The organism is Paramicrobacterium agarici (genome assembly GCF_002563955.1).
In the GTDB taxonomy this organism is placed as follows: domain Bacteria; phylum Actinomycetota; class Actinomycetes; order Actinomycetales; family Microbacteriaceae; genus Paramicrobacterium; species Paramicrobacterium agarici.
In genome coordinates this window covers 1,704,091-1,729,902 of the sequence record NZ_PDJE01000001.1, presented here as the reverse complement: position 1 = coordinate 1,729,902, position 25,812 = coordinate 1,704,091, and the positions used below count along the sequence as shown (strand labels likewise).

The 25,812-nt window shown below is 65.5% G+C and carries 25 protein-coding genes and 1 tRNA gene; 17 read left to right on the top strand and 9 right to left on the bottom strand.

What is annotated here, in order from left to right; translation table 11 throughout:
* Window positions 1–42: 42 nt before the first annotated feature.
* The 4 genes from ATJ78_RS08490 to ATJ78_RS08475 form a co-directional block, all read right to left on the bottom strand.
* Window positions 43–792 carry a phosphoglyceromutase gene (locus tag ATJ78_RS08490; RefSeq protein WP_098407198.1) on the bottom strand — a complete coding sequence of 250 codons (750 nt, stop codon included), beginning with the start codon at window positions 790–792 and terminating at the stop codon, window positions 43–45.
* A gap of 44 nt (window positions 793–836) precedes the next feature.
* Window positions 837–1,970: a CAF17-like 4Fe-4S cluster assembly/insertion protein YgfZ gene (gene ygfZ / locus ATJ78_RS08485; RefSeq protein WP_098407197.1), complete on the bottom strand. Its 1,134-nt coding sequence runs from the start codon at window positions 1,968–1,970 to the stop codon at window positions 837–839.
* The gene (locus ATJ78_RS08480; RefSeq protein ID WP_098407196.1) at window positions 1,970–2,575 is read right to left on the bottom strand and encodes a heme-binding beta-barrel domain-containing protein; all 606 of its coding nucleotides are present in this window, start codon (window positions 2,573–2,575) and stop codon (window positions 1,970–1,972) included. Before ATJ78_RS08480 ends, ygfZ begins: the two co-directional genes overlap by 1 nt.
* Window positions 2,576–2,709: 134 nt before the next feature.
* Window positions 2,710–3,003 (bottom strand): hypothetical protein, encoded by a 294-nt coding sequence (locus tag ATJ78_RS08475; RefSeq protein ID WP_098407195.1) that lies wholly within the window; start codon window positions 3,001–3,003, stop codon window positions 2,710–2,712.
* 71 nt (window positions 3,004–3,074) lie between these two features.
* Here ATJ78_RS08475 and ATJ78_RS08470 point away from each other — a divergent pair, with 71 nt between their 5' ends.
* From ATJ78_RS08470 to pstB, 8 genes are all read left to right on the top strand, one after another.
* The gene (locus ATJ78_RS08470) at window positions 3,075–3,755 is read left to right on the top strand and encodes a winged helix-turn-helix transcriptional regulator (protein ID WP_098407194.1); all 681 of its coding nucleotides are present in this window, start codon (window positions 3,075–3,077) and stop codon (window positions 3,753–3,755) included.
* A complete protein-coding gene (mshD, locus tag ATJ78_RS08465; protein ID WP_098407193.1) occupies window positions 3,739–4,590 on the top strand; it encodes a mycothiol synthase in 852 nt (283 codons plus the stop codon). Before ATJ78_RS08470 ends, mshD begins: the two co-directional genes overlap by 17 nt.
* A gap of 51 nt (window positions 4,591–4,641) precedes the next feature.
* Entirely contained in the window at window positions 4,642–6,816 is a 2,175-nt protein-coding gene (locus ATJ78_RS08460; protein ID WP_098407192.1) for an RNA degradosome polyphosphate kinase, read from the top strand.
* The gene (locus ATJ78_RS08455; protein WP_098407191.1) at window positions 6,813–7,757 is read left to right on the top strand and encodes an NUDIX hydrolase; all 945 of its coding nucleotides are present in this window, start codon (window positions 6,813–6,815) and stop codon (window positions 7,755–7,757) included. The genes ATJ78_RS08460 and ATJ78_RS08455 overlap by 4 nt, the downstream gene beginning before the upstream one ends.
* Before the next feature lie 128 nt (window positions 7,758–7,885).
* The gene (locus tag ATJ78_RS08450) at window positions 7,886–8,977 is read left to right on the top strand and encodes a phosphate ABC transporter substrate-binding protein PstS (RefSeq protein ID WP_098407190.1); all 1,092 of its coding nucleotides are present in this window, start codon (window positions 7,886–7,888) and stop codon (window positions 8,975–8,977) included.
* Between the two features lie 87 nt (window positions 8,978–9,064).
* Complete coding sequence (gene pstC, locus ATJ78_RS08445) at window positions 9,065–10,018, top strand: phosphate ABC transporter permease subunit PstC (protein WP_098407189.1); 954 nt, start codon at window positions 9,065–9,067, stop codon at window positions 10,016–10,018.
* A complete protein-coding gene (pstA, locus tag ATJ78_RS08440) occupies window positions 10,018–11,088 on the top strand; it encodes a phosphate ABC transporter permease PstA (protein WP_098407188.1) in 1,071 nt (356 codons plus the stop codon). Before pstC ends, pstA begins: the two co-directional genes overlap by 1 nt.
* A gap of 14 nt (window positions 11,089–11,102) precedes the next feature.
* Entirely contained in the window at window positions 11,103–11,882 is a 780-nt protein-coding gene (pstB, locus tag ATJ78_RS08435) for a phosphate ABC transporter ATP-binding protein PstB (protein ID WP_098407187.1), read from the top strand.
* Between the two features lie 6 nt (window positions 11,883–11,888).
* Here the strand turns inward: pstB and ATJ78_RS15960 are convergent, their stop codons facing one another.
* Together ATJ78_RS15960 and ATJ78_RS08425 are read right to left on the bottom strand one after the other, a co-directional pair.
* Complete coding sequence (locus ATJ78_RS15960; RefSeq protein WP_169923430.1) at window positions 11,889–12,485, bottom strand: anti-sigma factor domain-containing protein; 597 nt, start codon at window positions 12,483–12,485, stop codon at window positions 11,889–11,891.
* 211 nt (window positions 12,486–12,696) lie between these two features.
* On the bottom strand, window positions 12,697–13,323 hold the full coding sequence (locus tag ATJ78_RS08425) for a DNA-directed RNA polymerase subunit beta (protein WP_098407185.1): 627 nt from the start codon (window positions 13,321–13,323) through the stop codon (window positions 12,697–12,699).
* Between the two features lie 106 nt (window positions 13,324–13,429).
* On the opposite strand from ATJ78_RS08425, the gene ATJ78_RS08420 reads away from it, so the two are divergent.
* Window positions 13,430–13,502, top strand: a tRNA-Lys gene (locus tag ATJ78_RS08420).
* 15 nt (window positions 13,503–13,517) lie between these two features.
* On the opposite strand, the gene ATJ78_RS16090 is transcribed toward ATJ78_RS08420, so the two are convergent.
* Window positions 13,518–14,507 carry an A1S_2505 family phage non-structural protein gene (locus ATJ78_RS16090; protein WP_245836256.1) on the bottom strand — a complete coding sequence of 330 codons (990 nt, stop codon included), beginning with the start codon at window positions 14,505–14,507 and terminating at the stop codon, window positions 13,518–13,520.
* A gap of 122 nt (window positions 14,508–14,629) precedes the next feature.
* On the opposite strand from ATJ78_RS16090, the gene ATJ78_RS08405 reads away from it, so the two are divergent.
* Together ATJ78_RS08405 and ATJ78_RS08400 are read left to right on the top strand one after the other, a co-directional pair.
* Window positions 14,630–16,522, top strand: a complete 1,893-nt coding sequence (locus ATJ78_RS08405; RefSeq protein ID WP_098407184.1) for an ABC transporter ATP-binding protein — start codon at window positions 14,630–14,632, stop codon at window positions 16,520–16,522.
* 194 nt (window positions 16,523–16,716) lie between these two features.
* Window positions 16,717–18,375, top strand: a complete 1,659-nt coding sequence (locus ATJ78_RS08400; RefSeq protein WP_098407183.1) for a thiamine pyrophosphate-binding protein — start codon at window positions 16,717–16,719, stop codon at window positions 18,373–18,375.
* Between the two features lie 34 nt (window positions 18,376–18,409).
* Here ATJ78_RS08400 and ATJ78_RS16295 read toward each other — a convergent pair whose 3' ends face one another.
* A complete protein-coding gene (locus tag ATJ78_RS16295; RefSeq protein WP_098407182.1) occupies window positions 18,410–18,838 on the bottom strand; it encodes a type II toxin-antitoxin system VapC family toxin in 429 nt (142 codons plus the stop codon).
* The gene (locus ATJ78_RS08390; RefSeq protein WP_098407181.1) at window positions 18,835–19,086 is read right to left on the bottom strand and encodes an antitoxin; all 252 of its coding nucleotides are present in this window, start codon (window positions 19,084–19,086) and stop codon (window positions 18,835–18,837) included. The genes ATJ78_RS16295 and ATJ78_RS08390 overlap by 4 nt, the downstream gene beginning before the upstream one ends.
* A gap of 150 nt (window positions 19,087–19,236) precedes the next feature.
* Here ATJ78_RS08390 and hpaH point away from each other — a divergent pair, with 150 nt between their 5' ends.
* From hpaH to hpaD, 6 genes are all read left to right on the top strand, one after another.
* On the top strand, window positions 19,237–20,022 hold the full coding sequence (hpaH, locus tag ATJ78_RS08385) for a 2-oxo-hept-4-ene-1,7-dioate hydratase (protein ID WP_098409287.1): 786 nt from the start codon (window positions 19,237–19,239) through the stop codon (window positions 20,020–20,022).
* Window positions 20,007–20,819: an HpcH/HpaI aldolase family protein gene (locus ATJ78_RS08380; protein WP_098407180.1), complete on the top strand. Its 813-nt coding sequence runs from the start codon at window positions 20,007–20,009 to the stop codon at window positions 20,817–20,819. Before hpaH ends, ATJ78_RS08380 begins: the two co-directional genes overlap by 16 nt.
* A 98-nt stretch (window positions 20,820–20,917) precedes the next feature.
* A complete protein-coding gene (locus ATJ78_RS08375) occupies window positions 20,918–22,369 on the top strand; it encodes a fumarylacetoacetate hydrolase family protein (protein WP_098407179.1) in 1,452 nt (483 codons plus the stop codon).
* Window positions 22,351–23,049 (top strand): GntR family transcriptional regulator, encoded by a 699-nt coding sequence (locus ATJ78_RS08370; protein ID WP_098407178.1) that lies wholly within the window; start codon window positions 22,351–22,353, stop codon window positions 23,047–23,049. Before ATJ78_RS08375 ends, ATJ78_RS08370 begins: the two co-directional genes overlap by 19 nt.
* An 18-nt stretch (window positions 23,050–23,067) precedes the next feature.
* Complete coding sequence (gene hpaE / locus ATJ78_RS08365; protein WP_098407177.1) at window positions 23,068–24,582, top strand: 5-carboxymethyl-2-hydroxymuconate semialdehyde dehydrogenase; 1,515 nt, start codon at window positions 23,068–23,070, stop codon at window positions 24,580–24,582.
* A gap of 49 nt (window positions 24,583–24,631) precedes the next feature.
* Window positions 24,632–25,777 (top strand): 3,4-dihydroxyphenylacetate 2,3-dioxygenase, encoded by a 1,146-nt coding sequence (gene hpaD / locus ATJ78_RS08360; RefSeq protein WP_098407176.1) that lies wholly within the window; start codon window positions 24,632–24,634, stop codon window positions 25,775–25,777.
* Window positions 25,778–25,812: the final 35 nt, after the last annotated feature.

Sequence of the window (25,812 nt, the reverse complement as noted above, 5' to 3'; positions counted from 1 at the left end):
TGCCTCTCGGCATCGCACTCGCTCGTTAACCGGTTGCCGGTGCTACTTCTTACCCTGCGACGCGACAGCGGCGGCGCCGGCCGCTGCAGCGTCAGGATCGAGATAGTAGCTCGGCTCGACCGGCGAGAAGTTCTCGTCGAGCTTGTAGACGAGCGGAATGCCCGTCGGAATGTTGAGGCCCGCGATGTCGTCGTCGCTGATGCCGTCGAGGTGCTTCACGAGAGCGCGCAGCGAGTTGCCGTGCGCGGTCACGAGCACGGTCTTGCCCGCGGCGAGGTCGACGGTGATGTCGGACTCCCAGTAGGGCAGGAAGCGCTCGATGACGTCCTTGAGGCACTCGGTGCTGGGAACCTCGCCGTCAATGCCCTTGTAACGCTCGTCATTGGCCTGCGAGTACTCGGCGTCTTCGGCGATGGGGGGCGGCGGAACGTCGAACGAGCGGCGCCACGTCATGAACTGCTCCTCGCCGAACTCCTCGAGCGTCTGTGCCTTGTCTTTGCCCTGCAGCGCGCCATAGTGACGTTCGTTGAGGCGCCAGGAGCGCTTCACGGGAAGCCAGGCGCGGTCGGCACGGTCGAGAGCGATGTTCGCCGTCTGGATGGCACGCGTCAGTACGGATGTGTACAGCACGTCGGGAGCGAGGCCGGACTCGGCGATCAGCTCGCCGGCGCGCGTCGCCTCCTCGACGCCCTGCTCACTGAGTCGAACGTCGACCCATCCGGTGAACAGGTTCTTCTTGTTCCACTCGCTGTTTCCGTGACGGAGAAGGATGAGGGTGTAAGGCTCAGACATGCTTCCAGCATAGGGGCACGGCGCTCAGGCTGCGCAGCCGAGCGCTATCGGCCGGGGCGCGTGCGAACTCCCAGCCGGGGCAGCCGAGGCACCTCGGCGGTAGCGCCGGCTCCAGGCGGCACGATGATCTCTTGGGCCGCGGCGATGCGCGTCTCGCCGTGCAGCACGACCAGTTCGAGATCGTCGGGCACGGCGCGCTTGATCACCGCGAGAGCGACCGGGCCGAGCTCGTGGTGCATGACCGCGGTCGTGATGTGTCCCACCTCGCGCTCGTCATCGCCTTTCGGGGCGAGAACCGTTGCGCCGTGCTCGGGAAGAACGGACTCGCTGCCATCGAGGTGCAGCATGACGAGCCGTCGCGGAGGCCGACCGAGATTGTGCACCTTTGCAACGGTCTCCTGGCCGCGGTAGCACCCCTTGTGCAGATGCACGGCCGTGCGCAGCCAGTCGAGCTCGTGCGGAATGGTCTTCTCATCGACCTCTGCCGCCTGCCGCGGACGCCACGCTGCGACACGCAGAGCCTCGGCCGCGAGCGATCCCGCCGCGCGCAACTCGCCCGAGCGCACGCGGTCGGCGAGCGCCGAAAGCGATGCGCGATCGACGAGTACCTCGCGCCAGGTCCAGTCGACACTCGGGTGATCGCCCTCGGCATACTGCCACCCTCCCGGAAGAACGCTGCCCCAGGGGTCGTTCCAGCTCAGGGGGATGCCGGAGGGCGCTGCAGCCTCCACGTCGATGGCGTCGCCGACGAGGCCGATGCGCGCGTACTCCTCCGTGCGGTCGGCAACCTCGACGCGAAGCGTGAAAACCATGCGCGTGAGCCAGTCGATCAGCGCGCTCGCGCTCTCGGGCTCCGACAGCATCCAGAGCGTCTCACCGTCGTCGACGATGCCGACGGCGTGCTCGAGCCGGCCCTGAGGCCCGAGGAACAGCGCCTCGGTGCTGACGCCGGGGGCGAGGTCCGCGACACTCTGGCTCGCGAGCGAGTGCACCCAGCTGCGGCGATCGGGGCCTGTAATCGAGATGACGGCGCGATTGGACAGGTCGACGATCGCCTGACCGCGTTCGAGAGCGCGCTGCTCGATGTTGGGCGAACCGTAGTGAGAGGGGACGCCTCGGTCGTTCAGTCCGGGAAGCTCGATCGCCCCGGAAAGGGAGAGGAACGGAGAAGCGGACATCAATCCACCTTGGCCAGTCGCGCTGACGCGTGCGAGCGCAGCTCCTGGCCCAGAGCGGCGATGTCCCACGCCCACAGCAGATGCCCGTCGACGAGGCCGTACATGCGCGTCGCCGCGCTGTAGTTCTTGGCACCCGCGCTGCGCATGACAGCATCCGTCCCGATGTCGATGCGGGGTCCGTTGACCTCGCCGAGGTACAGCTCCGAGACGCCGTCGGGGTGCACGATCGCGACCTCGAGCGGAAAACCGCCCGACGGGCGGCGCAGGGATTCCACGGCGTCGACGTCGGAGAATGGCGCGGGACCGCGCGCGGGCAGCATCCCCGGACCGACGTCGCCGTCTTGCCGTGGCCGCTCGAGACGCCAGTACCCGGTTTCGGCCGTGAGGGGTTCATCTTCGTCTTCGCCCTCGCCCACAAGCCACGTGAACGACGAGTAGTTCAGATACGACAGGCCGTCGTGGCTGAACGAGACGCGCTGGCCGAACTCTCGCGACACCTTCTCGTCGCCGATCGGATAGTCGATGACGCCGGTGCCTTCCCAGACGCCGAGCAGCCACGACAGCGGCACGATCTCTGAAGGGAGGTCAGCCGGAATCTCACGCACGGCGCTGCCCCTTACCTCTGGCCGCGGAAGAGGTTCCAGCACACGACGCCGGCGGTCCACACGATGGCGAGGCTCGCCAGGCCGAGCAGACCGACGAAGAAGAGTTCAAGAGCTACGAGGTCCATGCCCCAAGTCTAGTAGGTCAGCAGCTCGGCAAGGCCTGCAACGCCCGCGACGATCGAGACAATGAGAAAGCTGCCCGTGCACAGCACAGCCACCCGAATGATGAAGCCGTTCTGAGTGTGCGTCGAGAGTTCGCGAACGAACGCGGCGATCACCCCGATGCTGCACACGAGCGCAAGCCACGTGAACCGGAAGCCCTCGGGCGCGAAGATCGCCGCAAGCACCGCCAGCACGAGGGTGAGCGACCACACGACAATCTGGCCGACGAGCGCTGGGCTGCGGGCGAGAGCGGTCTGATCAGTCACTGTTCCATTGTGCCGCAACTCGCCGGGCGGGCATCGCTCTACACTGGAAACACACACGGGAAGGCCCCCTCTTGGCACACGTGCTCGTTCTCACGCCCGACACGTCGGGCTCATTGACCGCGCTCGATCTGCTCGCACACACGGTGCGCCGGGTCGCTGCATCTCCCGCGGAACTCGTGAACGCTCCCCCGTCCGACATCGTGATCGTCGACGGTCAGCGCGACCTCGCCCAGGCGAAGGCCCTTTGCGCGATTCTGCGCAGCACGGGAAACGCCGCGCCCGTCTTCGTCGCGCTCACAGAAGGCGGCCTCGCCGCCGTGTCGCACGAGTGGGGCATCGCCGACGTGGTGCTGACGACGGCCGGGCCGGCCGAGCTCGATGCGCGCATTCGCCTGGCCCTCGGCCGCGCGGCGCCCGAGGAGGAGACAACGGTCATCTCGACGTCGGGGCTCGTGATCGACGAGGCGAGCTACGCGGCGCGGGTGCAGGGCCGGCCGCTCGACCTGACCTTCAAGGAGTTCGAGCTGCTGCGGTTCCTCGCCGCGAACCCCACGCGCGTGTTCACTCGTGAGCAGCTGCTGAGCGAGGTGTGGGGCTATGACTACTACGGTGGAAGCCGTACGGTCGACGTGCACGTGCGGCGCCTTCGCGCCAAGCTCGGTGACATGGAGCAGCTGATCGGCACAGTGCGCAACGTCGGCTACCGGTTCAATGCGTCGGACGGAGAGATGACGGATGCTGCGACAAAGTGACCTGCGCGACCAGAGCGAGAGGTTCGAGCGAATCGTCGCCGACGCCGAGGCCGCTGACGGGCAGCCGCCGTTCAGCGATCAGTCGATCGTCGAGGCCCGTTCGGGGCAGCGGCGGTTTCTCGAGATCGTTGACGATGACGGCACGGTGACGGGCGTTGCCATCGCTCGTCCCGACGACCCTGCAGAGTTCGAATTCGTGATCGCACCGGCGTACCGCGGTTCCGGGCGCGGCGGCGCGGCCCTGAAGGAGCTGCTTGCCCGGTACGACGGCGACGTGCTCACGTGGGCGCACGGCGATCACCCGGCGGCTGCGCGGCTTGCAGCATCCGCTCATCTGTCGCGTATTCGCACCCTCTACCAGCTCAGGCGCCCTCTCGACGACGTGAACCACGACGTCGCGGAGTTCGAGCGCTTCGAGCCGGAACGCGACTCTCGTGCGTGGGTACAGTTGAACGCCCGGGTGTTCGCCGACCATCCCGAGCAGGGCCGCATCACGCTCGCCGACCTTGAGGCGCGCATGGCTGAGCCGTGGTTTCGCGCCGATGACGTGCTCGTCGCGCGTTCGGAGACCGGCGAGCTGATCGGCTACAACTGGCTCAAGATCACGGGAGACATCGGCGAGATCTACGTTCTGGGTGTCGATTCCGAACGCGCGGGAAAGGGCCTCGGCCGTTCCCTGACGCAAGCGGGACTGGCGCACATGAAGACGAGAGGATGCCGTGTGGCGGCTCTGTACGTCGACGGCGACAATGAGCGAGCAATGCGCCTGTACCGATCACTGGGCTTCGCCGATTACACGATCGATGTTCAGTATCGCCGCGACGCCTCCGCATGAATTCCGCGAGAACTCTTCGCGCCGGCACGAGCGTGATGCCAAGATAAGACAATGGCACCTACCGATTTCGTCAACGACTCAGCCATCGATCGCGACGACGATGACTTCGACCCGATGGTGGGCGATGAAGACGCCGGGCTGCCAGACGACCGGTACCTCGATCGGGAGATCAGCTGGCTCGCGTTCAACCAGCGGGTGCTCGAGCTCGCCGAAGACGAGACCCTCCCCGTTCTCGAACGCGTGAACTTTCTCGCGATCTTCGCGAGCAACCTCGACGAGTTCTTCATGGTTCGAGTCGCCGGACTGCGCCGCCGCATCGTCACGGGGCTCGCGGTGCCGACGAACGTCGGACGGTCACCGAAGGACGTGCTCGACGAGATCTCCGAGCGCGCGCACGAGCTGCAGAAGCGGCACGCCGACACATGGCACTCGTCAATCGAGCCGCAGCTGCAGAGCGCTGGCATCAGCATCGTCAGCTGGGAGACGCTCGATGACAGCGACCACGATTACCTGAGCGATTACTTTGCCGGGCAGATCTTCCCCGTGCTGATGCCGCTGGCGGTCGATCCGGCACATCCCTTCCCGTACATCTCGGGGCTCTCGCTCAACCTCTCGGTGCGGGTGCGCAATACGCGCACCGGCCGCCAGGAGTTCGCGCGCATCAAGGTGCCACAGATGCTTCCGCGCTTCGTGCGCGTTGATCACCGCGAGTCTGTCGATCACATTCGCTACATCGCCCTCGAAGACCTCATCTCGCAGCACCTCGACGCGCTGTTCTCGGGCATGGAGGTCATCGATCATCACGTCTTCCGCGTGACGCGAAACGAAGACATCGAGATCGAGGAAGACGAATCGGAGAACCTCATTCAGGCGCTCGAGCGCGAGCTGCTGCGTCGCCGATTCGGGCCGCCCATCCGCCTTGAGGTCACTGACGACATGGACGACCAGACGCTCGATCTGCTCGTGAGAGAGCTCGACATCACGGCGCAGGAGGTCTACCGGCTCCCGGGCCCGCTCGACCTCGGCGGCCTGTTCGAGGTTGCCAAGATCGACAGGCCCGACCTGAAGTACCCGAGGCGCGTGCCGAACACGGCTCTCGATTTTCGCCCGCCGGAGCCCAACGGAAAGGCCGACCTGTTCGCGGCGATCTCCCGTCGCGACGTGATGGTGCACCACCCCTACGAGTCGTTCGCGACGAGCGTGCAGGAGTTTCTCGAGCAAGCCGCCGCCGACCCCCACGTGCTGGCGATCAAGCAGACGCTCTACCGCACGTCGGGCGATTCCCCCATCGTCGAGGCGCTGATCGACGCCGCTGAGGCCGGAAAGCAGGTGCTCGCGCTCGTCGAGATCAAGGCTCGATTCGACGAGCAGAACAACATCGAATGGGCGCGAAAGCTCGAGAAGGCCGGCGTCCACGTCGTCTACGGACTCGTCGGACTCAAGACGCACTGCAAGCTCGCACTCGTGATCAGGCACGAGGGAGGCAAGCTGCGGCATTACTCGCATATCGGAACGGGAAACTACAACCCCAAGACCAGTCGCGTGTACGAAGACATCGGGCTGTTCACCGCGGATGACCAGGTCGGCATGGACCTGACGCGCTTGTTCAACGAGCTGTCGGGCTACGCGATCGAGAAGAAGTTCAACCGGCTCCTCGTGGCGCCGCTGCACCTGCGCAAGGGCCTGCTGAAGCTGATCGAGAAGGAACGTCGCAACGCCGAGGCCGGAAAGCCCAGCGGCATCCGGATCAAGGTGAATTCCATCGTCGACGAGGCCATCATCGATGCGCTGTACCGCGCGAGCCAGGCGGGTGTTCCCGTCGACGTGTGGGTGCGCGGCATCTGCGGCCTGCGGCCAGGCGTACCCGGCTTGAGCGAGACGATCCGGGTGCGCTCCATCGTGGGGCGCTACCTCGAGCATTCGCGCATCTTCGCCTTCGAGAACAATGGCGAGCACACGACGTACATCGGAAGCGCCGACATGATGCACCGCAACCTCGATCGCCGCGTCGAGGTGCTGGTGAGCCTCGCCGACACCAACCACATCGAGCAGATCGACACGATGCTCGACATGGCCATGGATGACAGCATGTCGTCGTGGTGGCTGGAGCCCGACGGCACCTGGACAAGACATGCTTTCGACACCGACGGGCGGCCGCTGCGCAGCCTTCAAGACGAGCTCATGCAAGCGGTGTCGCGCAGAAAGCGGAGGCGAAGCGGTCGATGAGCCGACACGAGAAGGCCGTCTTCGCGGCCGGCGCACTGTGCTGGCGCGAGATCGCCGGCGAGGTGCGCGTGCTTGTCATCCATCGCACGAAGCAGGGCGATGTCACACTGCCGAAGGGCAAGGTCGATCCCGGTGAATCCCTTCCGCAGACCGCCGTGCGCGAGGTGAAAGAAGAGACAGGCTTCGACGTCACGCTCGGCGTTCCCGTCGGCATCTCTCACTACACGCTGGGCTCCGGTCGCGATAAGTTCGTGCACTACTGGGCCGCCGAGGTGACAGAGCGGGCCGTGCAGAAGTCGACATTCGTGCCCAACGGAGAGGTTGCCGCTCAGGAATGGGTATCGCTCGACCGTGCGCAGCGGTATCTCACCTACCCGCAGGATGTCGACGTCGTCGCCCGCTTCGCGGACCTGGTCGACGAGGGAGTGACCGCCACGTTCGCCCTCATCGTGCTGCGCCATGCGAAAGCGACAGCACGCGGCGACTGGGACGGCTCCGATGCATCCCGCCCGCTGACGCCGAAGGGCGTGCGCCAGGCGGCATCCGCGGTTCCCTCGATCCTTGCGCTGAACCCGAAGAAGATCGTCACGAGCAGCGCGGTGCGCTGTGTCACGACTGTGGCCCCGCTCGCGGCGGCGAGCGGCATCGAGCCGAAGCACACAGATGCCTTGAGTCAAGACGCGTGGGAAGAGGGCACGAGCGACGTGCGCAGTGTCATCGGCAAGCGCATACGCAAGCGCAAGACCGCCGTCGTGTGCAGCCACGGTCCCGTGATCCCGGACATCCTTCGCGAGATCGCGCTCGCCACCGGAACGCTCGACGGATCGTACCTGCGTGATGCCGCGGCGCTCGGAACCGGCGAGTTCTCAATCGTTCATCTGTCGGCAACAAACCCCGGCTCCGGCATCATCACAATCGAGACCCACCCCACTCGTGACTGAGTAGACGCCTTCCGTTCACCTTTCGTTTACTCCGCTGAGGGACGCTCGTCACACGACCTGCTTAGCGTGACCAGCGGTAGGGCCGAAAAGCCCCACCACGTCCTGTTATCAGCGAAAGGCTCAAACCTGTGAACATCAAGCGTTACGGCTTCCCACTCGCCGTGGCCGCAGCCGCGTCACTCCTGCTCACCTCGTGTGCGGCGAATGAGAGCTCGGCGAACAACTCCGGTGCCGACTCGTCACTCTCGGGCACACTCGTCGGCGGCGGCGCATCATCGCAGCAAGCGGCCCAAGAGGCATGGGTCGCCGCCTTCCAGGAGGCAAACCCCGACGTCACGGTCGAGTACGCTCCTGAGGGCTCGGGCGCGGGCCGTGAGAACTTCATGGCGGGCGCCAGCTCGTTCGCCGGTTCCGACGCCGCCTTCACGACAGAGGAGATCTCCAGCGGTGAGTTCGCCTCGTGCACGCCCGACACGGGAATCATCGAGATCCCCGCGTACATCTCCCCCATCGCCATCGTCTTCAACATCGAGGGGGTCGACAGCCTTAACCTCGACGCGGCAACGCTCGCCGGCATCTTCAAGGGCGACATCAACAACTGGACGGACGAAGCCATCGTCAGTCAGAACCCCGATGCGGACTTGCCCGATCAGGCCATCACCGCCGTGCACCGCTCCGACGAGTCGGGGACGACAGAGAACTTCACCGACTACCTCCACGCAGCTGCTGGCGACGTGTGGGACGCTGAAGCCGGCGAAACCTGGCCATACCAGGGCGGCGAGGGCGCACAGGGAACCTCTGGCGTGATCGACGCCGTGACCAACGGCACCGGAACCATCGGCTACGCCGATGCATCCCGCGCAGGCGACCTCGGGACCGTCGCGATCAAGGTCGGCGACGAGTACGTGCCGTACTCCGCTGAGGCAGCTGCGGCAATCGTCGACGCGTCGCCGTTCGCCGAGGGCCGCGATGAGGGCGACCTCGCGATCGAGCTCGACCGCTCGTCAACCGAGTCGGGCGTTTACCCGATCGTTCTCGTCAGCTACCTGATCGCATGCAACGAGTACCAGGACGCCGAGGCAGCGGAGCTGACAAAGGCGTACCTCAGCTACGTGATCAGCGAAGAAGGACAGGCCACCTCACAGGAGGCCGCCGGAACCGCTCCGATCTCGAGCACGCTCTTCGAGAAGGCTTCGGCAGCCGTCGAGGCAATCAAGTAACCACGGCGCGGTGGCCCGGCGCCCGCACGGAGCGTCGGGCCACCTGCACGCCCGCTCCCTCACGACCCAACAGGACACCACTTTCGAATGACTTCGTCGACAGCGTCGCCCCGCACCCGAAGGCCCGCGACAAAGCGACTCGGTGACCGGATCTTCTCCGGTTCCGCGCTCACCGCGGGAACGCTGATCCTCGCAACGCTCGCCGCCGTTGCCGCGTTCCTCATCATGCAGGGATTCCCTGCGCTCGTCGCCGATCCAGACGAGATCTCTCTCTTCGACGGCGGCACCTTCTGGACGTACGTCGCGCCGCTGGCATTCGGCACCGTGTGGGCGGCGTTCCTCGCACTTCTCATGGCGGTTCCGGTCTCCGTCGGCATCGCCCTCTTCATCTCCCACTACGCGCCACGACGGCTCGCCCAGGCGCTCGGGTACGTCATCGATCTGCTGGCCGCCGTGCCCTCCGTGGTCTTCGGTCTCTGGGGAGCCAACGTCCTCGCCCCGGCCATTCAGCCCGTGTACGCATGGCTGACCGCGAACATGGGCTGGTTTCCGCTCTTCGCACCGCCCGTCTCCGGAACGGGCCGCACCATGATGACGGCTGCGATCGTGCTCGCTGTCATGGTCCTTCCGGTGATCACGGCGCTGTGCCGCGAACTGTTCCTGCAGACTCCCGTCCTTCACGAAGAGGCAGCGCTGGCTCTCGGGGCGACGCGCTGGGAGATGATTCGCATGGCGGTGCTCCCCTTCGGACGCTCGGGAATCGTCTCAGCATCCATGCTCGGCCTCGGACGCGCCCTGGGCGAGACCATGGCCGTCGCCATGGTGCTCTCGGCCTCGGGCGGCATCACGTTCAAGGTGCTCACGTCCGCCAACCCCGGCACCATCGCGGCGAATATCGCGTTGAGCTTCCCCGAGGCGTTCGGCCTCAATGTCGACGCACTCATCGCGACGGGCCTCCTGCTCTTCGCGATCACCCTCATCATCAACATGATCGCCCGGTGGATCGTCGCCCGCCGCAAGGAATTCTCGGGAGCGAACTGATGACACAGACCGCAGTTCCCAACGTCTACGCCAGCGGACGCCTCGCGAAACCCGCGCCATGGCTGATCCTGGCCGGGTCCATGGTGATCTCGTTCGCCAGCTTCGCGCTGCTCGCTGCCGCGGGGGCGACGGACGGAATCAACATCACCGGTGCCGTCATCATCGGCGCTCTTCTCTACGCCGTGCTGCTTTTCGTCTCCTCGCTGTTCGTCGAGGGAACACGCCGTGCGAAGGACCGCGTCATCACCACGCTCGTGAGCGCTGCGTTCCTGGTCGCGCTCGCGCCGCTCATCTCCCTCGTCGCCACGGTCATCGTCAACGGCTCAGCGCGCTTCGACGCCACGTTCTTCACGTGGTCGATGCGCAATATCGTCGGCGAGGGCGGCGGATTCATCCACGCCATCGTCGGTACCGTTCTGATGACGCTCACGGCGACGCTCATCTCCGTTCCGGTCGGACTGCTCACGTCGATCTACCTCGTCGAGTACGGCCGTGGCGCTCTCGCTCGCGCCATCACCTTCCTCGTCGATGTCATGACCGGCATCCCCTCCATCGTCGCCGGGCTCTTCGCCTACGCACTGTTTGCCCTCATCTTCGGCCCGGGCACGAAGATCGGCCTTGCGGGCGCGGTCTCGCTCGCGGTGATCATGATCCCCGTCGTCGTCCGCTCGAGCGAAGACATGCTCAAGGTGGTTCCCAACGAGCTCCGCGAGGCTGCGCTCGCGCTCGGTGTTCCGCGATGGCTCATGATCCTCAAGGTTGTGCTGCCGACCGCGATTGCGGGAATCACAACGGGAGTCATGCTCGCCGTCGCCCGGGTGATCGGCGAGACGGCGCCGCTGCTCATCGCCGCCGGCTTCACGAACAACATGAACTACAGCCTTCTTGAGGGCCGCATGCAGAGCCTCCCTGTCGCCGTCTACAACTCGTATGTGAGCCAGGGACTCGAGGCCCAGGCCTACCTCGATCGTGCGTGGGCCGGTGCGCTCACGCTCATTCTGATCGTGATGCTTCTCAACATCGTCGCCCGAATCATTGCCCGGTACTTCGCCCCGAAGTCGGGCCGCTGACGCTAAGGAATAACGTGTCCAAGAGAATCGAAGTCAAAGACCTCAACGTCTACTACAGCGCCTTTCGTGCCGTCGAAGATGTCACCCTCACCATCGAACCGCGCAGCGTCACCGCCTTCATCGGGCCGTCCGGATGCGGCAAGTCGACCTTCCTGCGCACCCTCAACCGCATGCACGAGGTCATTCCGGGCGCCTACGTCGAGGGCGATGTGCTCATCGACGGCAACAACCTGTACGACCCCGGCGTCGACCCGGTCGCGGTGCGCCGCCAGATCGGCATGGTGTTCCAGCGCCCGAACCCGTTCCCCACAATGTCCATCAAAGAGAATGTGCTCGCGGGAGTCCGACTCAACAACCAGCGCATGTCCAAATCCGATCAGGATGCTCTCACAGAGAAGGCCCTTCGCGGAGCGAATCTCTGGACGGAGGTGAAGGACCGGCTGGACAAGCCAGGTTCAGGTCTTTCGGGCGGGCAGCAGCAGCGTCTCTGCATCGCGCGCGCCATCGCCGTGGAGCCCGACGTTCTGCTGATGGACGAGCCGTGCTCGGCCCTCGACCCGATCTCGACGCTCGCGATCGAAGACCTCATCGAAGAGATGAAGGAGCAGTACACGATCGTGATCGTGACGCACAACATGCAGCAGGCATCACGCGTCTCCGACCGCACGGCGTTCTTCAACATCGCCGGAACGGGCAAGCCCGGAAAGCTCATCGAGTTCGACGACACTGACACGATCTTCACGCAGCCGAGCGTTCAGGCGACAGAGGATTACGTCTCCGGCCGGTTCGGATAATGCCGATCAGAGCCTGATCTCGGCGACGACGTCGGGACCGGGCTCTGTGGCGTCGGCCGGATCGATCGTGATGACGACCGTCTGCGCGGACCGCACGTCTCCCGAGAGCGCCGCCCAGACTTCCGAGCCATCGTGGGTGACCGTGAGCTCGCCCACGGGCGTGTACTCTCCCGCTGTCTCATACCAGACGCGGTAGGAGCTGTTGTCGAGCCTCGAGAGCCCCTCGACGATGACGACAGCCGACTCCACATGGCGCGACCACACGAGAGTCGCCGTCTCGTTGTCGATCGTGTCGAGCACGACCTCCGAGCGCGTCACATCGGTCTGGGCATTTACCTGCGCGAGGGTCAGCGCCTGCGGAAGCTGATTTCCATTCTCGACGAGTCCGACGACGCCGCTTGCGACAGCGACAGACACGCAGACGGCGACGACCGAGACAACCAGCGCCACGGGTCGCGAGAACCACTTCTTCTCAGCCTTCTTGGCAGCCCGCCGCTTGGCCTTGTGTTGTTTCCAGTCGGTCTCGCTGACCTGGGAGGGCGCGCTCTTACCCGATTTGGTCGTCGGCCCGTCCTGTAAGGGCGCGTGATTCTCGTTGCTCACGTTCACAAGCTTCTCACGACCACGCGGTGAGCCCCCTGCATGCCCGCGGCGAGCCCGAACCACGCCGAGACACAAAAGGACCGGGCCGCTGAACGCCTCTCGGCGGAAGGCCGCTCGAAGCGGCAAATGTTGGAGCCCGGGGTTAGCGGCCCGGCCACGAAAAAGTGTAACGCACCGGTTCCGCAGATATTCCCAGCGGATGTTGCGGTGCTCAGTCGAGCTCGTCTCGCCACCACAACCGTGCTGCTGACGACAGATCGGCGGCGTACGTCGACAGGCGGAGCGCCCTCTGTGTGAGATCGCTCGCGCGCTCTGGCTCCGTGGACTCGAGGTCGTCCGCGATGCTGGTGCATCCGGCGGCGCAGACACGGCAGTAGGCGGCGGCGCGGTCGAGAGCGATCGTGAAATCGCCTTCGAAGACTCCGCGCAGAATGCGGTCGGCAAGATCGATGATCTCGGTGGGGCCTGTCGGGTCGGATGCTCCGGCGACGACGGGATCGATCGTGCGAAGCACTTCGGTTCCACGCTGAAAGACCAGTCCCGTCCCGTGCGGATCCTCACGCACCTGCATGCGCAGGAGATAGATGCGCCACAGGCACCCGGGGAGGCTGCGGCTCGTCGCGTGCGACCAGAGTTCGGCGATCGTGTCGATCCCGTGCTCGTCCGTGTACGCGACGACGCGCTCGACGATGCGAGAATCTCCTTCGTCACGAACGCGCGCAAGCAGCGCCCTCGCCGTTTCGTGCGCGATGCGGCTCGATTCGGCCGGGTCAATGCCACCCGGGATGTTCTCGAATGCCGCCGCCGGGTACCGCGCCGGTTTATGAAAGTCTCGCAAGAACCGTTCTCCTCGAATGCGTCGGGACTGACACCAACGGTACTCCCGCGAGACGCGCCTGGCGTGGTCACAACATCCAGCAAAGACCTGTAGATTAAGAAGGTCGGCGCCTGTAGCTCAGTTGGTAGAGCATCGGACTTTTAATCCGCGGGTCCCGGGTTCGAGCCCCGGCGGGCGCACCGTTTGAGAAGCCGTCAGCGGCGGCGCAGCAGCACGACGTTGTCGTCGACCGTGACCTCGTCGCCGTCGGGGCTCGTCGCCTGCCGTCCGCGCGTTTCGGCTACCACGACGTCCCAATCAGCGTCGGCGCCCACCGCGGCCAGTTCGCTCTGCAGCGTCGGCATATCCGCGTGGTCGTGGTGACGCGACCACGGTGGCATCGCAGCGTGCGACACGATCAGCATGTGCCCGCCCTGCCGCACGTGTCGGCTCGTGCGATGCAGAACGCCCGCGCGACCGAAGTCCTCCGGAGCCTGCAGAAAGCACGCCGACACGAGATCGAAGCTGCCGTCCGGCTCCCAGGTCTCGAGGTCAGCGTGCTGCCAGGTGACAGCATCCGTTCCTCTCGCTCGCGCTTCGCCAGCAGCCCGCTCGAGAGCGACGGCAGAGACGTCGACGCCCGTGACCGTCCACCCTCGCTCGGCGAGCCACAGCGAGTCGGCACCCTCCCCGCAGCCGAGATCGAGTGCCGTTCCCGGCTGAACCGGCGTCGCGATATCCGCAAGCACGCCGTTCACGCGCCCCGACCACATGCGCTCGCGTTCGCCGTAGCGGTTGTCCCAGTACTCCTGCCTGTGCTCTGCACCACCTCGTGCGGCGGCATCGGGTGCCCCGATCACCTCGCGGAACGACTCGGGGAGCACGACGTTGTGCGGTGCATCGGCGAAGAGCGGCGCGACCTCGGAGGGCGCGAACCCGGCGATTCCGCAGCCGACGGGCGTCAGCAGAAACGTCAGATTCGGATGCTGTCGCGCAAACGCGACGAACTCGGCGGCCTCGCGTCGCATGACGTCGATCCCGCTCATGGTGTCGATGCCGTACGACTGACCCTGCAGTCCTGAGCCCTGACCCCACACGGCTCCGAACTTCTCGTACGCGGTCAGGGCCGCCCCGGCACCGTGGGCCCCGGAAGCGTTGGACCCGAACACGAAGATCTCTCCCGGTTTGAGTGATTCGATGTGCATGTGCGCTCCTCCAGCATCCGTTCTCTGTCAGGGTATGCCGGGAACGCACGCGGCGGCACTCGCCATTCTCAAAGCCTTGATCGATAGAGTCGAGTGCTTCTATCCACTCGTCGAGAGTCCGCATGAGCTCACCGTCAGCATCCCGCCGCTCCCCCTTCGCCCGACCGTCCGACGACGGGCCCCGCGCGACATTCCGCCAGCTGCTTCCCTACCTGTTCGAGCACAAGGCCCCCCTCGTCGCCGCACTCGTGCTGGGCGTTCTGGGAGCAGCCGCATCGCTCGCGCAGCCGCTGCTCGTCAGTCAGGTCATTCAGCTCGTCGAGCACTCGCAGCCGCTCGGATGGCTCGTCTGGGCACTCGTCGCGCTTGTCGTCGCTTCTGCCCTGATCTCGGGGTACCAGCACTATCTGCTGCAGCGCATGGGCGAGGGCGTCGTGCTGTCGAGCAGGCGCACGCTCATCGCCCGCATGCTGCACCTGCCCATCGCCCAGTTCGATGCACGCCGAACCGGCGACCTCGTCTCGCGCGTCGGCAGCGACACGACACTGCTGCGCGCCGTACTGACGCAAGGACTTGTCGAGGCGATCGGCGGCAGCGTCACGTTCGTCGGGGCGCTCATCGCCATGCTCATCATCGATCCCGTGCTACTCGGGCTCACGGCGGCCGTCATCGCCGCGTCTATCGTCGTGGTCGGAGCACTGGCCGGGCGCATTCGCGTCGCGAGTGCACGCACACAGCAGAAGGTCGGCGACCTGACGGCGGCGCTCGAGCGAGCAATCGGTTCCGTGCGCACGATTCGCGCGTCCGGAGCGACGACGCGAGAGATCGAGGCCGTGCAGACCGAGGCCGTGGGCGCGTGGCGCATGGGCGTGAACGTCGCCAAGATCTCGGCGCTCGTGGTTCCCGTCGCGGGCGTTGCCATGCAGGCATCGTTTCTCGTCGTGCTCGGCGTCGGCGGCTTCCGCGTCGCAAACGGCAATCTTGAGATCGCCGACCTCGTCGCCTTCATTCTCTTCTTGTTCATGATGATCATGCCGCTCGGGCAGGCGTTCGGTGCCATCAGCGCGACGAATCTGGCCCTCGGCGCGCTCGGGCGCATTCAAGAGATCGTGGGTCTGGAATCCGAGACCGAGAAGGATGCCGCCATCGCCGTCTCCCTCAGCGACGACCGGACTGCCGCGGCCGACGCGCCCGCCATCGCCTTCCAGAGCGTGTCATTCTCGTATCCGGATGCTGTCGCTCGCGCGCACCGCGAAGACGACGCCGAGCAGGCCGATCCGCTCACGGGTGCGACGTCACGTGTACCGGAAGGACCGACTGAGGGCGTGCGTGACGGCGTCGTGCTGCGCAACGTGAGCTTCGACGTTGAACGGGGCACGCGCACGGCGCTCGTCGGCCCGAGCGGCGCAGGCAAGTCCACGATCCTCGGCCTTATTGAGCGCTTCTACGACGTCACGGGCGGCAGCATCCGCATCGGGGGCGTGGACATTCGCTCCCTCGATCGCGACGACTTGCGCTCGCGCATCGGTTACGTCGAGCAAGACGCCCCCGTTCTCGCTGGCAGCATCCGCGACAATCTCCTGCTCGCGTCGCCCACGGCGAGTGCGCAGGAGTGCATCGACGTGCTGCACGCCGTCAACCTCGGTGACGTGCTCGAGCGCAATCCGCTGGGCCTCGACGCCCCCGTCGGCGAAGACGGCATTATGCTCTCCGGCGGCGAGCGCCAGCGCCTCGCGATTGCCCGGTCGATCCTCGCCGCTCCCCCGATTCTGCTGCTCGACGAGTCGACGTCGAGCCTCGACGGCGTCAACGAGCAGAAGATGCGCGAGGCCATCGACGCGGTCGCCGAGAACCGCACGCTCATCGTGATCGCGCACCGTCTCTCGACCGTTGTCGACAGCGACCGCATCGTCGTTCTCGACTCCGGTCGCGTCATCGGCACAGGGACGCACTCCGAGCTGGTTCAGGAGGTTCCCCTCTACCGCGACCTCGCCAAGCACCAGCTGCTCGTGTAGCGCCGGCGCGCGCTGATCGTGCGTCCGACTGCCCCGCGGCGCATCGACGTTGCGTCACAGCGCATCCACGCGCACCGGGTGTTACAGTGAAAATGTCCGGGTTACGAAGCCCGGTGCTCGAAAAAGGGGCACGAAGCGCAGTGCGCGAGACATATACGGAAATCTCAATCGTCCGTTCGTCTCGAAGGAGCACCATGCCCACCGTTTCTGCGCACATCGCCACGACTCTCGCCGCCCGCGTCACCGACATGTTCGGTGTCATGGGCAACGGCAACGCCTACCTGCTCGACGCCCTCGCCGACACCCCGGTTCGCTACGCCGCCGTGCGGCATGAGGCCGGCACGGTCGCGGCGGCCGACGCGTACTACCGCACGTGCGGACGCATCGCCGTCGCCACGTCGACGTACGGCCCCGGGTTCACCAACACCATCACGCCGCTCGCCGAAGCCGTCAAGGCGCACACTCCCGTCGTGCTCGTCACGGGAGCAGCGCCCACAACCGGTCTACGCCCCTGGGATGTCGACCAGGCTGCGCTCTGCCGCGCAGTCGGAGCCCACGTCGTCACCGTTAGCCAGGACTCCCCCGTTGCGAGCACGCGCGCCGCCCTGGAGTACGCGCTCACGCACCGCACGGCGGTCGTTCTCGAAATTCCCTACGATGTGGGCGGTCTCGAGGCGCTGGATGCTGTCGACACCGCGTCAGCGCCGCTCGCCGTCCCCGCACCACAGCCTCCCCGCGCGCACGATCTCGATGTCGCGGCACGCGCACTGCGCGCAGCACGCCGCCCGCTCCTGCTCGCCGGACGCGGAGCGTTCCTCTCGGGGGCCGCGAACGCCATGCGCGACCTGGCCGAGCGGCTCGGCGCCCTGACAGCATCCTCGGCCCTCGGGCGCGGTCAATTCGACGCGCGCTACGACCTGGGAGTTGCGGGAGGCTTCGGGCAAGACAACGCCATGCAGCTGGCCGCGACCGCAGACGTGGTTCTTGTGATCGGCGCGGGCCTCAATCAGTTCACCATGCGCTTTGGCGCGCTCATCGGCGACGATGCGACCGTCGTGCAGCTCGACATCGAAGACGCGCCGACGAGCGATCGCGTCGACGTCTTCGTCTCGGGCGACGCACGTACCGCTGTCGAGGGCCTCAACGCTCGACTCGCCGATTCCGCATCGTCGGGCTGGCGCGACTCGGTCACGGGGTTTGCCGACGGGACGCTCACCACGCGTGAGCCCGGCGACCGCGCAGCATCCGACGGCCTGCTCGACCCGCGCAGCCTCACGAAGCGCCTGAACGAAATCATTCCCGACGACCGCGTCATGGTCACAGACGGCGGGCACTTTCTCGGCTGGGTGAACCAGTACTTCGACGTCGCCTCCCCCGACCGCTTCGCCATGGTGGGCACCCCGTTCCAGTCGATCGGTCTCGGGCTGCCGAGCCTTGTGGGATCTGCGGCGGCGAGGCCTGAGGAGTTTTCGGTGTTGTGCACGGGCGATGGCGGCGGGCTCATGGCCCTTGCCGATCTCGAGTCGGCCGTGCGCACCGTCAAGCGCGGAGTGATCATCGTCTACAACGATGCCGCGTACGGAGCCGAGATCCACCTGTACGGGCTCGCGGGATTCGACGCACACCCCATGATGATCTCGGGCGTCGACTTCGCGGGCCTCGCTCGCTCGGTGGGGGCGGATGCTGTCACGGTGAACACGCTCGACGACCTCGACGTGTTCGAGCGCTGGGTGGCGTCGGGCGACGACGGCGTCATGCTGCTTGACTGCCGCATTACGCAGTCCCTACGCGCGCCGTATCAAGAAGAAGTCATCGCGCAGAACAGCGCGCTCTTCGCCCCTGCGCACGCCTAGGACGCGGCTGGTGTGTGCTTCTCCCAGTCTTTGCTTACGGTGAAGGAATCTCCCACTTCACGCCGGGAAAACGACTGAAGTCACGATCGAAAGTGACAACCGAAGCGTCGTGACGAAAGGCGAGAGCCGCAATGTGGGCATCGTTCACGAGATTGCCGCCGACGCCGGTTTCCGCGATAAGGGTGCGAAGGGTCACGGTGTGACGCGCGTCGGGCTCGGGACTTACCACGTTCGGCCGTGCAAGCCAGGAATCGACAATGTCGAGCGCCTGGTCGCCTGTCAGTGGATTCTCAAAGATGGACGGGTGCGTGCAGATTCGCAGAAACGCAAGAATGCACACCCAGGGCAAACCGAGAGTCGTGGGACCGGCAAGCGCGGCATCGAGCCACGATTTCGCTTCGTGGTGATGACGTGAGTCTGAATTGACCGCGTAGATCAAGACGTTCGCATCGACAATTTTCATTTGCCGAGACGCATCTTTCGCACGAGTTCATCGTCTTCGAGGGCTCCCGAAAGCGCTAGTGCTCGATCGAGGTCAACTCGCTCTCTGCCCATTGCAAAAGTCGGCGTCGCGATGCTCTCAGCTTCGCGCCGAGGGGCGCCTTCAACGATCGCCGCGTTGATCGCTTGCTTGAAGGTGAGCCCGCGCTCTTTCATGAGCGCCCGGACGCGTGCGTCCGCGTCGGGGTCGAGAGTCACCGTCGTGCGCATAAGTGCATCATATCATCACCCTTTGTGATGCGCTGATGACTTGCCGCCAGGCCGGGATCCTCTCCGCGATGCCCGGCAGTGCTCTCCCACGATGACGCGCGATCGTATACGATTGCAGCGAGAGCTATCGACAACGAAGTGGAGCCACACGTGCTTGAGCACTCCGACATCGTCTCCATCGCCGATGAGCTGGCCGGGGCCGAGAAAAGCCGGTCGATGATCCCGCTGCTGACGCAACGGTACAGCGACATGACCATCGAGGATTCATACGCTGTGCAGAACGTCTGGAAGCAGCGCGGCATCGACGCGGGTCGCCGCCTCGTCGGCCGAAAGATCGGGCTGACATCGAAGGTCATGCAGCAGGCGACGGGAATCACTGAGCCCGACTACGGCGTCATCTTCGACGACATGGTCTACGAGAACGGCCAGGTGATCGAGTTCGACCGCTTCTCGAACGTGCGCATCGAAGTCGAGCTGGCGTTCGTGCTCGGCTCACCACTCGAGGGGCCGAACTGCTCCCTGTTCGATGTGCTCCGCGCGACCGAGTACGTCGTTCCCGCGCTCGAAGTGCTGAGCTCCCGCATTGAAATGCAAGGCCGCACGATCGTCGACACCATCTCCGACAATGCGGCAATGGGCGCGATGGTGCTCGGCGGCCACCCCGTCACCGTCGACGCTGTCGACCTGCGCTGGGTCTCCGCACTCCTGTACCGCAACGAGACCATCGAAGAATCGGGCGTCGCCGCCGCGGTGCTGAATCATCCAGCATCCGGAGTCGCCTGGCTCGCAAACAAGTTCGCGCACCACGGAGACCGGCTCGAGGCAGGAGAGATCATTCTCGCCGGCTCGTTCACGCGCCCCATGTGGGTCGAGCGCGGCGACACCGTCCACGCCGATTACGGCCAGTTGGGAGCCATCACATGCCGATTCGCCTAAGCCATCCCCCGACACTGCGCGAGCGCCTTGCCGGTGCCGACCGTCCGCTCGTGGGCATGTGGATCAGCAGCGGAAGTCCACTCAACGCCGAGATCTGCGCCGGGAGCGGACTTGACATGCTGCTCGTCGACGGGGAGCACAGCCACAACACGCTTGAGACGATCCTGTCGCAGCTTCAGGCGATCTCCGCGTACCCGGTCACGCCACTCGTGCGCGTTCCTGTGTGCGACCCCGTGATCATCAAGCAGTACCTCGACATCGGCGTGCAGAACCTGCTCGTTCCCATGGTCGATACGGCAGAGGATGCTGCCAAGGCCGTTGCAGCAGTTCGCTACCCTCCCCGAGGCGTCCGCGGAGTCGGAAGCGCTCTCGCCCGCGCCTCGCGGTGGAACCGCGTCGACGGGTATCTGAACGACGCAGACGACACGATCTCGCTCTACGTGCAGATCGAATCGGCGGATGCTGTGGCCAACGCGCGAGAGATTGCCGCGGTCGACGGCATTGACGGCGTCTTCATCGGGCCCGCTGACCTGGCAGCATCCATGGGCCATCTCGGTCAGCAGAGCCACCCCGCTGTGGCCGAGGCCGTCTCGTCGACGATTCGCGCCATGAAAGACGCGGGCGTGAGCGTCGGCATCAATGCGTTCGTTCCCGAGGTGGCTCGGCAGCACGTGAGCGAGGGCGTCGACTTCGTGTTCGTGGCCGCCGACGTCTCTCTGCTCGCCCGAGCAAGTGAGGCTCTCGCGGCGGCGTGGCTGCCCGGCGAGCAGGGTGAATCGGAACGGGCGAGTTACTGACAAGAGACGGCGCAATCCGCCCCGTCACTGAGCTTCCCGAAACTCGGTAAATCGTATATTATTTGGAATACGACAGTCCACGATGAGGAGAGACCGTCATGAACCACGAGGTGACCGCACCGAAAATCATCGCTGTGCACCTGAACTATCGCTCACGCGCACAGCAGCGCGGGCGCATTCCCGCGCACCCCTCCTACTTCTTCAAACCAGCGTCGTCACTGAGCCCCTCTGGCGCAACGATCGAGCGCCCCGCTGACACCGAGCTTCTCGCCTTCGAGGGCGAGATCGCGCTCATCATCGGCTCCGACGTGCGGCGGGTCTCCCCCGACGAAGGATGGGCAGCGGTCTCCGGCATCACCGCGGCGAACGACTTCGGGCTCTACGACTTTCGCGCAGCAGACAAGGGCTCCAACGTGCGGTCCAAGGGCGGCGACGGCTACACACCCCTGGGACCCGACGTCATTCCCGCCGATCAGATAGACCCTTCCGCGGTTCGCGTGCGCACGTGGGTCAACGATGAGCTCGTGCAAGACGACACGACGGCTGGCCTTCTCTTCCCCTTCGGACAGCTCGTCGCCGACCTGTCGCAGATGATGACCCTGCACGCAGGAGACATTATTCTCACCGGAACCCCTGCTGGCTCCTCCGTCGTGCAGCCGGGCGACGAGGTCGTCGTCGAGGTCGACGCCCCATCGGCACCGGGCGCACCGTCCAGCGGCCGCCTGATGACGCGCGTCGTTGCGGGAGAGGTTCCGTTCAGCGACGCCGGCGAGAAGCCGAAGGCCACAGACGCTCAGCGCGAAGCAGCGTGGGGCAACCGTGAGGCCGCGGGTCTCACGGAGCCCGACGCGTTCGAGCTCACCGTCGACCTTCGCGAGAAGCTCGACGCCACGGCGGTCGCAACACTCAGTGCCGCGCTGCGAAAGCGCGGTCACGTCGACATCTTCATCGAGGGCGTGCACGCGAGCCGTCCGGGCACGAAAATGTACGGACTCGCTCGCACGCTACGCTTCGTTCCGTTCCGACCCGACCTGTTCGCGAGCCACGGGGGCGGCTACAACGCGCAGAAGCGCGCGTTCGACAGCGTCAAGCCCGGCGAGGTCCTCGTCATGGAGGCGCGCGGCGAACGCGCAACGGGCACCGTCGGAGACGTTCTCGCCCTGCGTGCCCAGGTGCGCGGCGCCTCGGGCATCGTCACCGATGGCGGCATCCGAGACTTCTCGGAGGTCGCGGGCTTTGACATTCCGACATTCTCGCGAGGCGCGCATCCCTCGGTGCTCGGTCGCCGTCACGTGCCGTGGGAGACCGACGTCACGATCGGCTGCGGCGGCGCTGCTGTGCAGCCGGGCGATCTCATCGTCGGTGACGACGACGGCGTCATCGTCGTTCCCCCGCCCCTGGCGCGCGAGGTCATCGAGGCCGCATACGACCAGGAGCGCAAGGACGCGTGGACCGCAGAGCAGGTGGCGAACGGCGAGCGCATCGAAGGGCTCTTCCCCATGAACGATGAGTGGAAGGAGCGGTACCAGACATGGCTCTCGCAGCAATGAACGAAGAACAGCCGGCCTCGGTCAGCAAGTCCGAGCGAGCGTATCGGTGGATCCGCGAGCGCATCGAAGACGGGCGCTGTGTTCCCGGCTACAGGCTCGTCCTCGGGCAGATCGCCCGTGAGCTCGACGTCAGCGTCGTCCCCGTGCGGGAGGCCATCCGCCGGCTCGAGGCCGAGGGTCTCGTCACGTTCGAGCGCAATGTCGGCGCGCAGGTCGCCATGATCGAGATCGCCGAGTACGTGCACACCATGGAATCTCTCGCGATCATCGAGGGAGCTGCGACTCGGCTGACCGCCCATCTCATGACCCCGGAGCGCGTGGCGAGAGCGCGCGAGATCAACGACGACATGGTTGCGAGTCTCGAGGACTTCAACCCGCACCGATTCACCGAGCTCAACAAGGAGTTCCACGCGATTCTGTACCACGAGTGCCCCAACCCGCACATTCTCGAGCTCGTGCACAGGGGCTGGAATCGCATGCGTGCTCTGCGCGACTCGACGTTCAGCTTTGTTCCCGGTCGCGCGCGCGAATCCGTCGCCGAACACGAGAACATCCTGCGACTCATCGAAGAGAACGCCGCGCCCATCGACATCGAGCTGGCGGCCCGCAACCATCGCCTCGCCACTCTCGAGGCGTTCCGCACATACCAGCAGGCGAACAAGCCTGCCCCGTCGTCATAACCAGAAGGAGGCACGACCATGGCTCACCATGTTCCGGAGAATCTGCCGTCGGGCATCAAGCACTACATCGGCGGCGAGTTCGTCGACAGTCTGTCGGGCGAGACGTTTGATGTTCTCAACCCGGTGACGAACGAGAACTACGTCGCCGCAGCATCCGGAAAGAAAGAAGACATCGATCGCGCCGTCGCCGCCGCGAAAGAGGCGTTCGACAATGGACCGTGGCCGCGCATGCTCCCCCGGGCGCGTGCTCGAGTGCTGAACAAGATTGCGGATGCTGTCGAAGCGCAAGACGCGCGTCTCGCGGAGCTCGAGAGCTTCGACTCCGGCCTGCCGATCACGCAGGCTCTCGGTCAGGCGCAGCGCGCCGCCGAGAACTTCCGCTTCTTCGCCGACCTCATCGTCGCCCAGGCCGACGACGCCTACAAGGTTCCCGGTCGCCAGATCAACTACGTCAACCGCAAGCCCAAGGGTGTCGCAGGCCTGATCACGCCGTGGAACACGCCCTTCATGCTCGAGAGCTGGAAGCTTGCTCCCGCTCTCGCGTCTGGGTGCACGGTCGTGTTGAAGCCGGCTGAGTTCACCCCGCTCTCGGCGAGTCTCTGGGCCGGTATCTTCGAGGAGGCAGGGCTTCCCACGGGCGTGTTCAACCTCGTCAACGGGTTCGGGGAGGATGCGGGAGATGCACTCGTCAAGCACCCAGACGTTCCCCTCATCTCGTTCACGGGCGAGAGCAAGACAGGCGAGATCATCTTCGCCAACTGCGCCCCTCATCTCAAGGGCATGTCGATGGAACTCGGCGGCAAGTCGCCCGCCGTCGTCTTCGCCGATGCCGATCTGGATGCCGCGATCGACTCGACGCTCTTCGGTGTGTTCTCGCTGAATGGCGAGCGCTGCACAGCGGGCAGCCGCATCCTCGTCGAGCGCGCAATTTACGATGAGTTCTGCGAGCGCTACGCGGCGCGCGCACAGAACATCGTGGTCGGAGACCCGCACGACCCCAAGACCGAGGTGGGCGCGCTCGTGCACCCCGAGCACTTCGACAAGGTGATGAGCTACGTCGAGATCGGCAAGTCCGAAGGCCGGCTGCTCGCTGGTGGCGGGCGTCCCGAGGGACTCGAGCACGGCAACTACGTCGCGCCCACCGTCTTCGCCGATGTGAAGCCCGATGCGCGCGTCTTCCAAGAGGAGATCTTCGGTCCGGTCGTCGCGATCACGCCGTTCGACTCAGACGATGAAGCGCTCGAACTCGCGAACAGCGTGCGCTATGGCCTTGCCGCATATGTCTGGACGCAGAACCTCACGCGCGCTCACAGGTTCTCGCAATCGATCAACGCGGGAATGGTGTGGCTCAACTCGCACAACGTCCGAGACCTGCGCACGCCCTTCGGCGGCGTCAAGGCCTCGGGCCTCGGCCACGAGGGCGGCTACCGTTCCATCGACTTCTACACCGACCAGCAGGCCGTGCACATCACGCTCGGCGACGTGCACACGGCCCGGTTCGGTGCCGCAGCGGCGAAGTCGGTCGGGTACTGAAACCCGGCGGCGTCCCTCATCACCCCCTCTCTCACGCAAGGAAGCTGACATGTCAAAGGAACCCGTCGTGACCTCCGACGCCCCCGAACCCGTCGTCACCCAGGGCGACCCCGTCCCCGCACCAGCCGACCCGATCCCGACGCCGAAGGCCCCGGCTCCGGATGTGCTGCGCTGTGCCTACATGGAGCTCGTGGTCACCGATCTCGAGGTGAGCCGCAACTTCTACGTCGACGTGCTCGGGCTCGTCGTCACCGAGGAAGATGAGAACACGGTCTACCTGCGCAGCCTCGAAGAGTTCATTCATCACAACCTCGTTCTGCGCAAGGGCGACACGGCTGCCGTGGCAGCGTTCTCGTACCGTGTGCGCTCGCCCGAAGACCTCGACCGGGCCGTCGCGTTCTACACAGAACTCGGGTGCCGCGTCGAACGTCGCTCCGAGGGATTCACGAAGGGCATCGGCGACTCGGTGCGCGTCGAGGACCCGCTCGGCTTTCCGTACGAGTTCTTCTACGACGTTGAGCACGTCGAGCGCCTCGCCTGGCGCTACGACCTGTACTCGCCGGGAGCGCTCGTGCGCATCGATCACTTCAACCAGGTGACGCCCGATGTCCCGCGCGCGGTGAAGTACATGGAAGACCTCGGTTTCCGCGTCACCGAAGACATTCAAGACGACGAAGGAACGACATACGCGGCGTGGATGCGGCGTAAGCCGACCGTGCACGACACGGCGATGACCGGCGGGGCAGGGCCCCGCATGCACCACGTGGCGTTCGCGACGCACGAGAAGCACAACATCATCGCGATCTGCGACAAACTCGGTGCGCTGCGCATGTCAGACGCGATCGAGCGCGGTCCCGGGCGTCACGGCGTCTCGAATGCGTTCTACCTCTACCTGCGCGACCCCGACGGCCACCGCGTCGAGATCTACACGCAGGACTACTACACGGGCGACCCCGACAACCCGCGCGTGACGTGGGACGTGCACGACAACCAGCGCCGTGACTGGTGGGGCAACCCCGTGGTGCCGAGCTGGTACACGGATGCCTCTCTGGTGCTCGATCTCGACGGCAACCCGCAGCAGGTGCACGAGCGCGAAGAGAAAAGCGAGATGGCCGTCACGATCGGCGCCGACGGCTTCTCTTACACGCGCAAGGGCGATGACGAGAAGGGCTTCAAGCTCGGCAATACGCTCTAAGCCTCACAGCATGGTGAGAGGGGTGGTGGATGCTG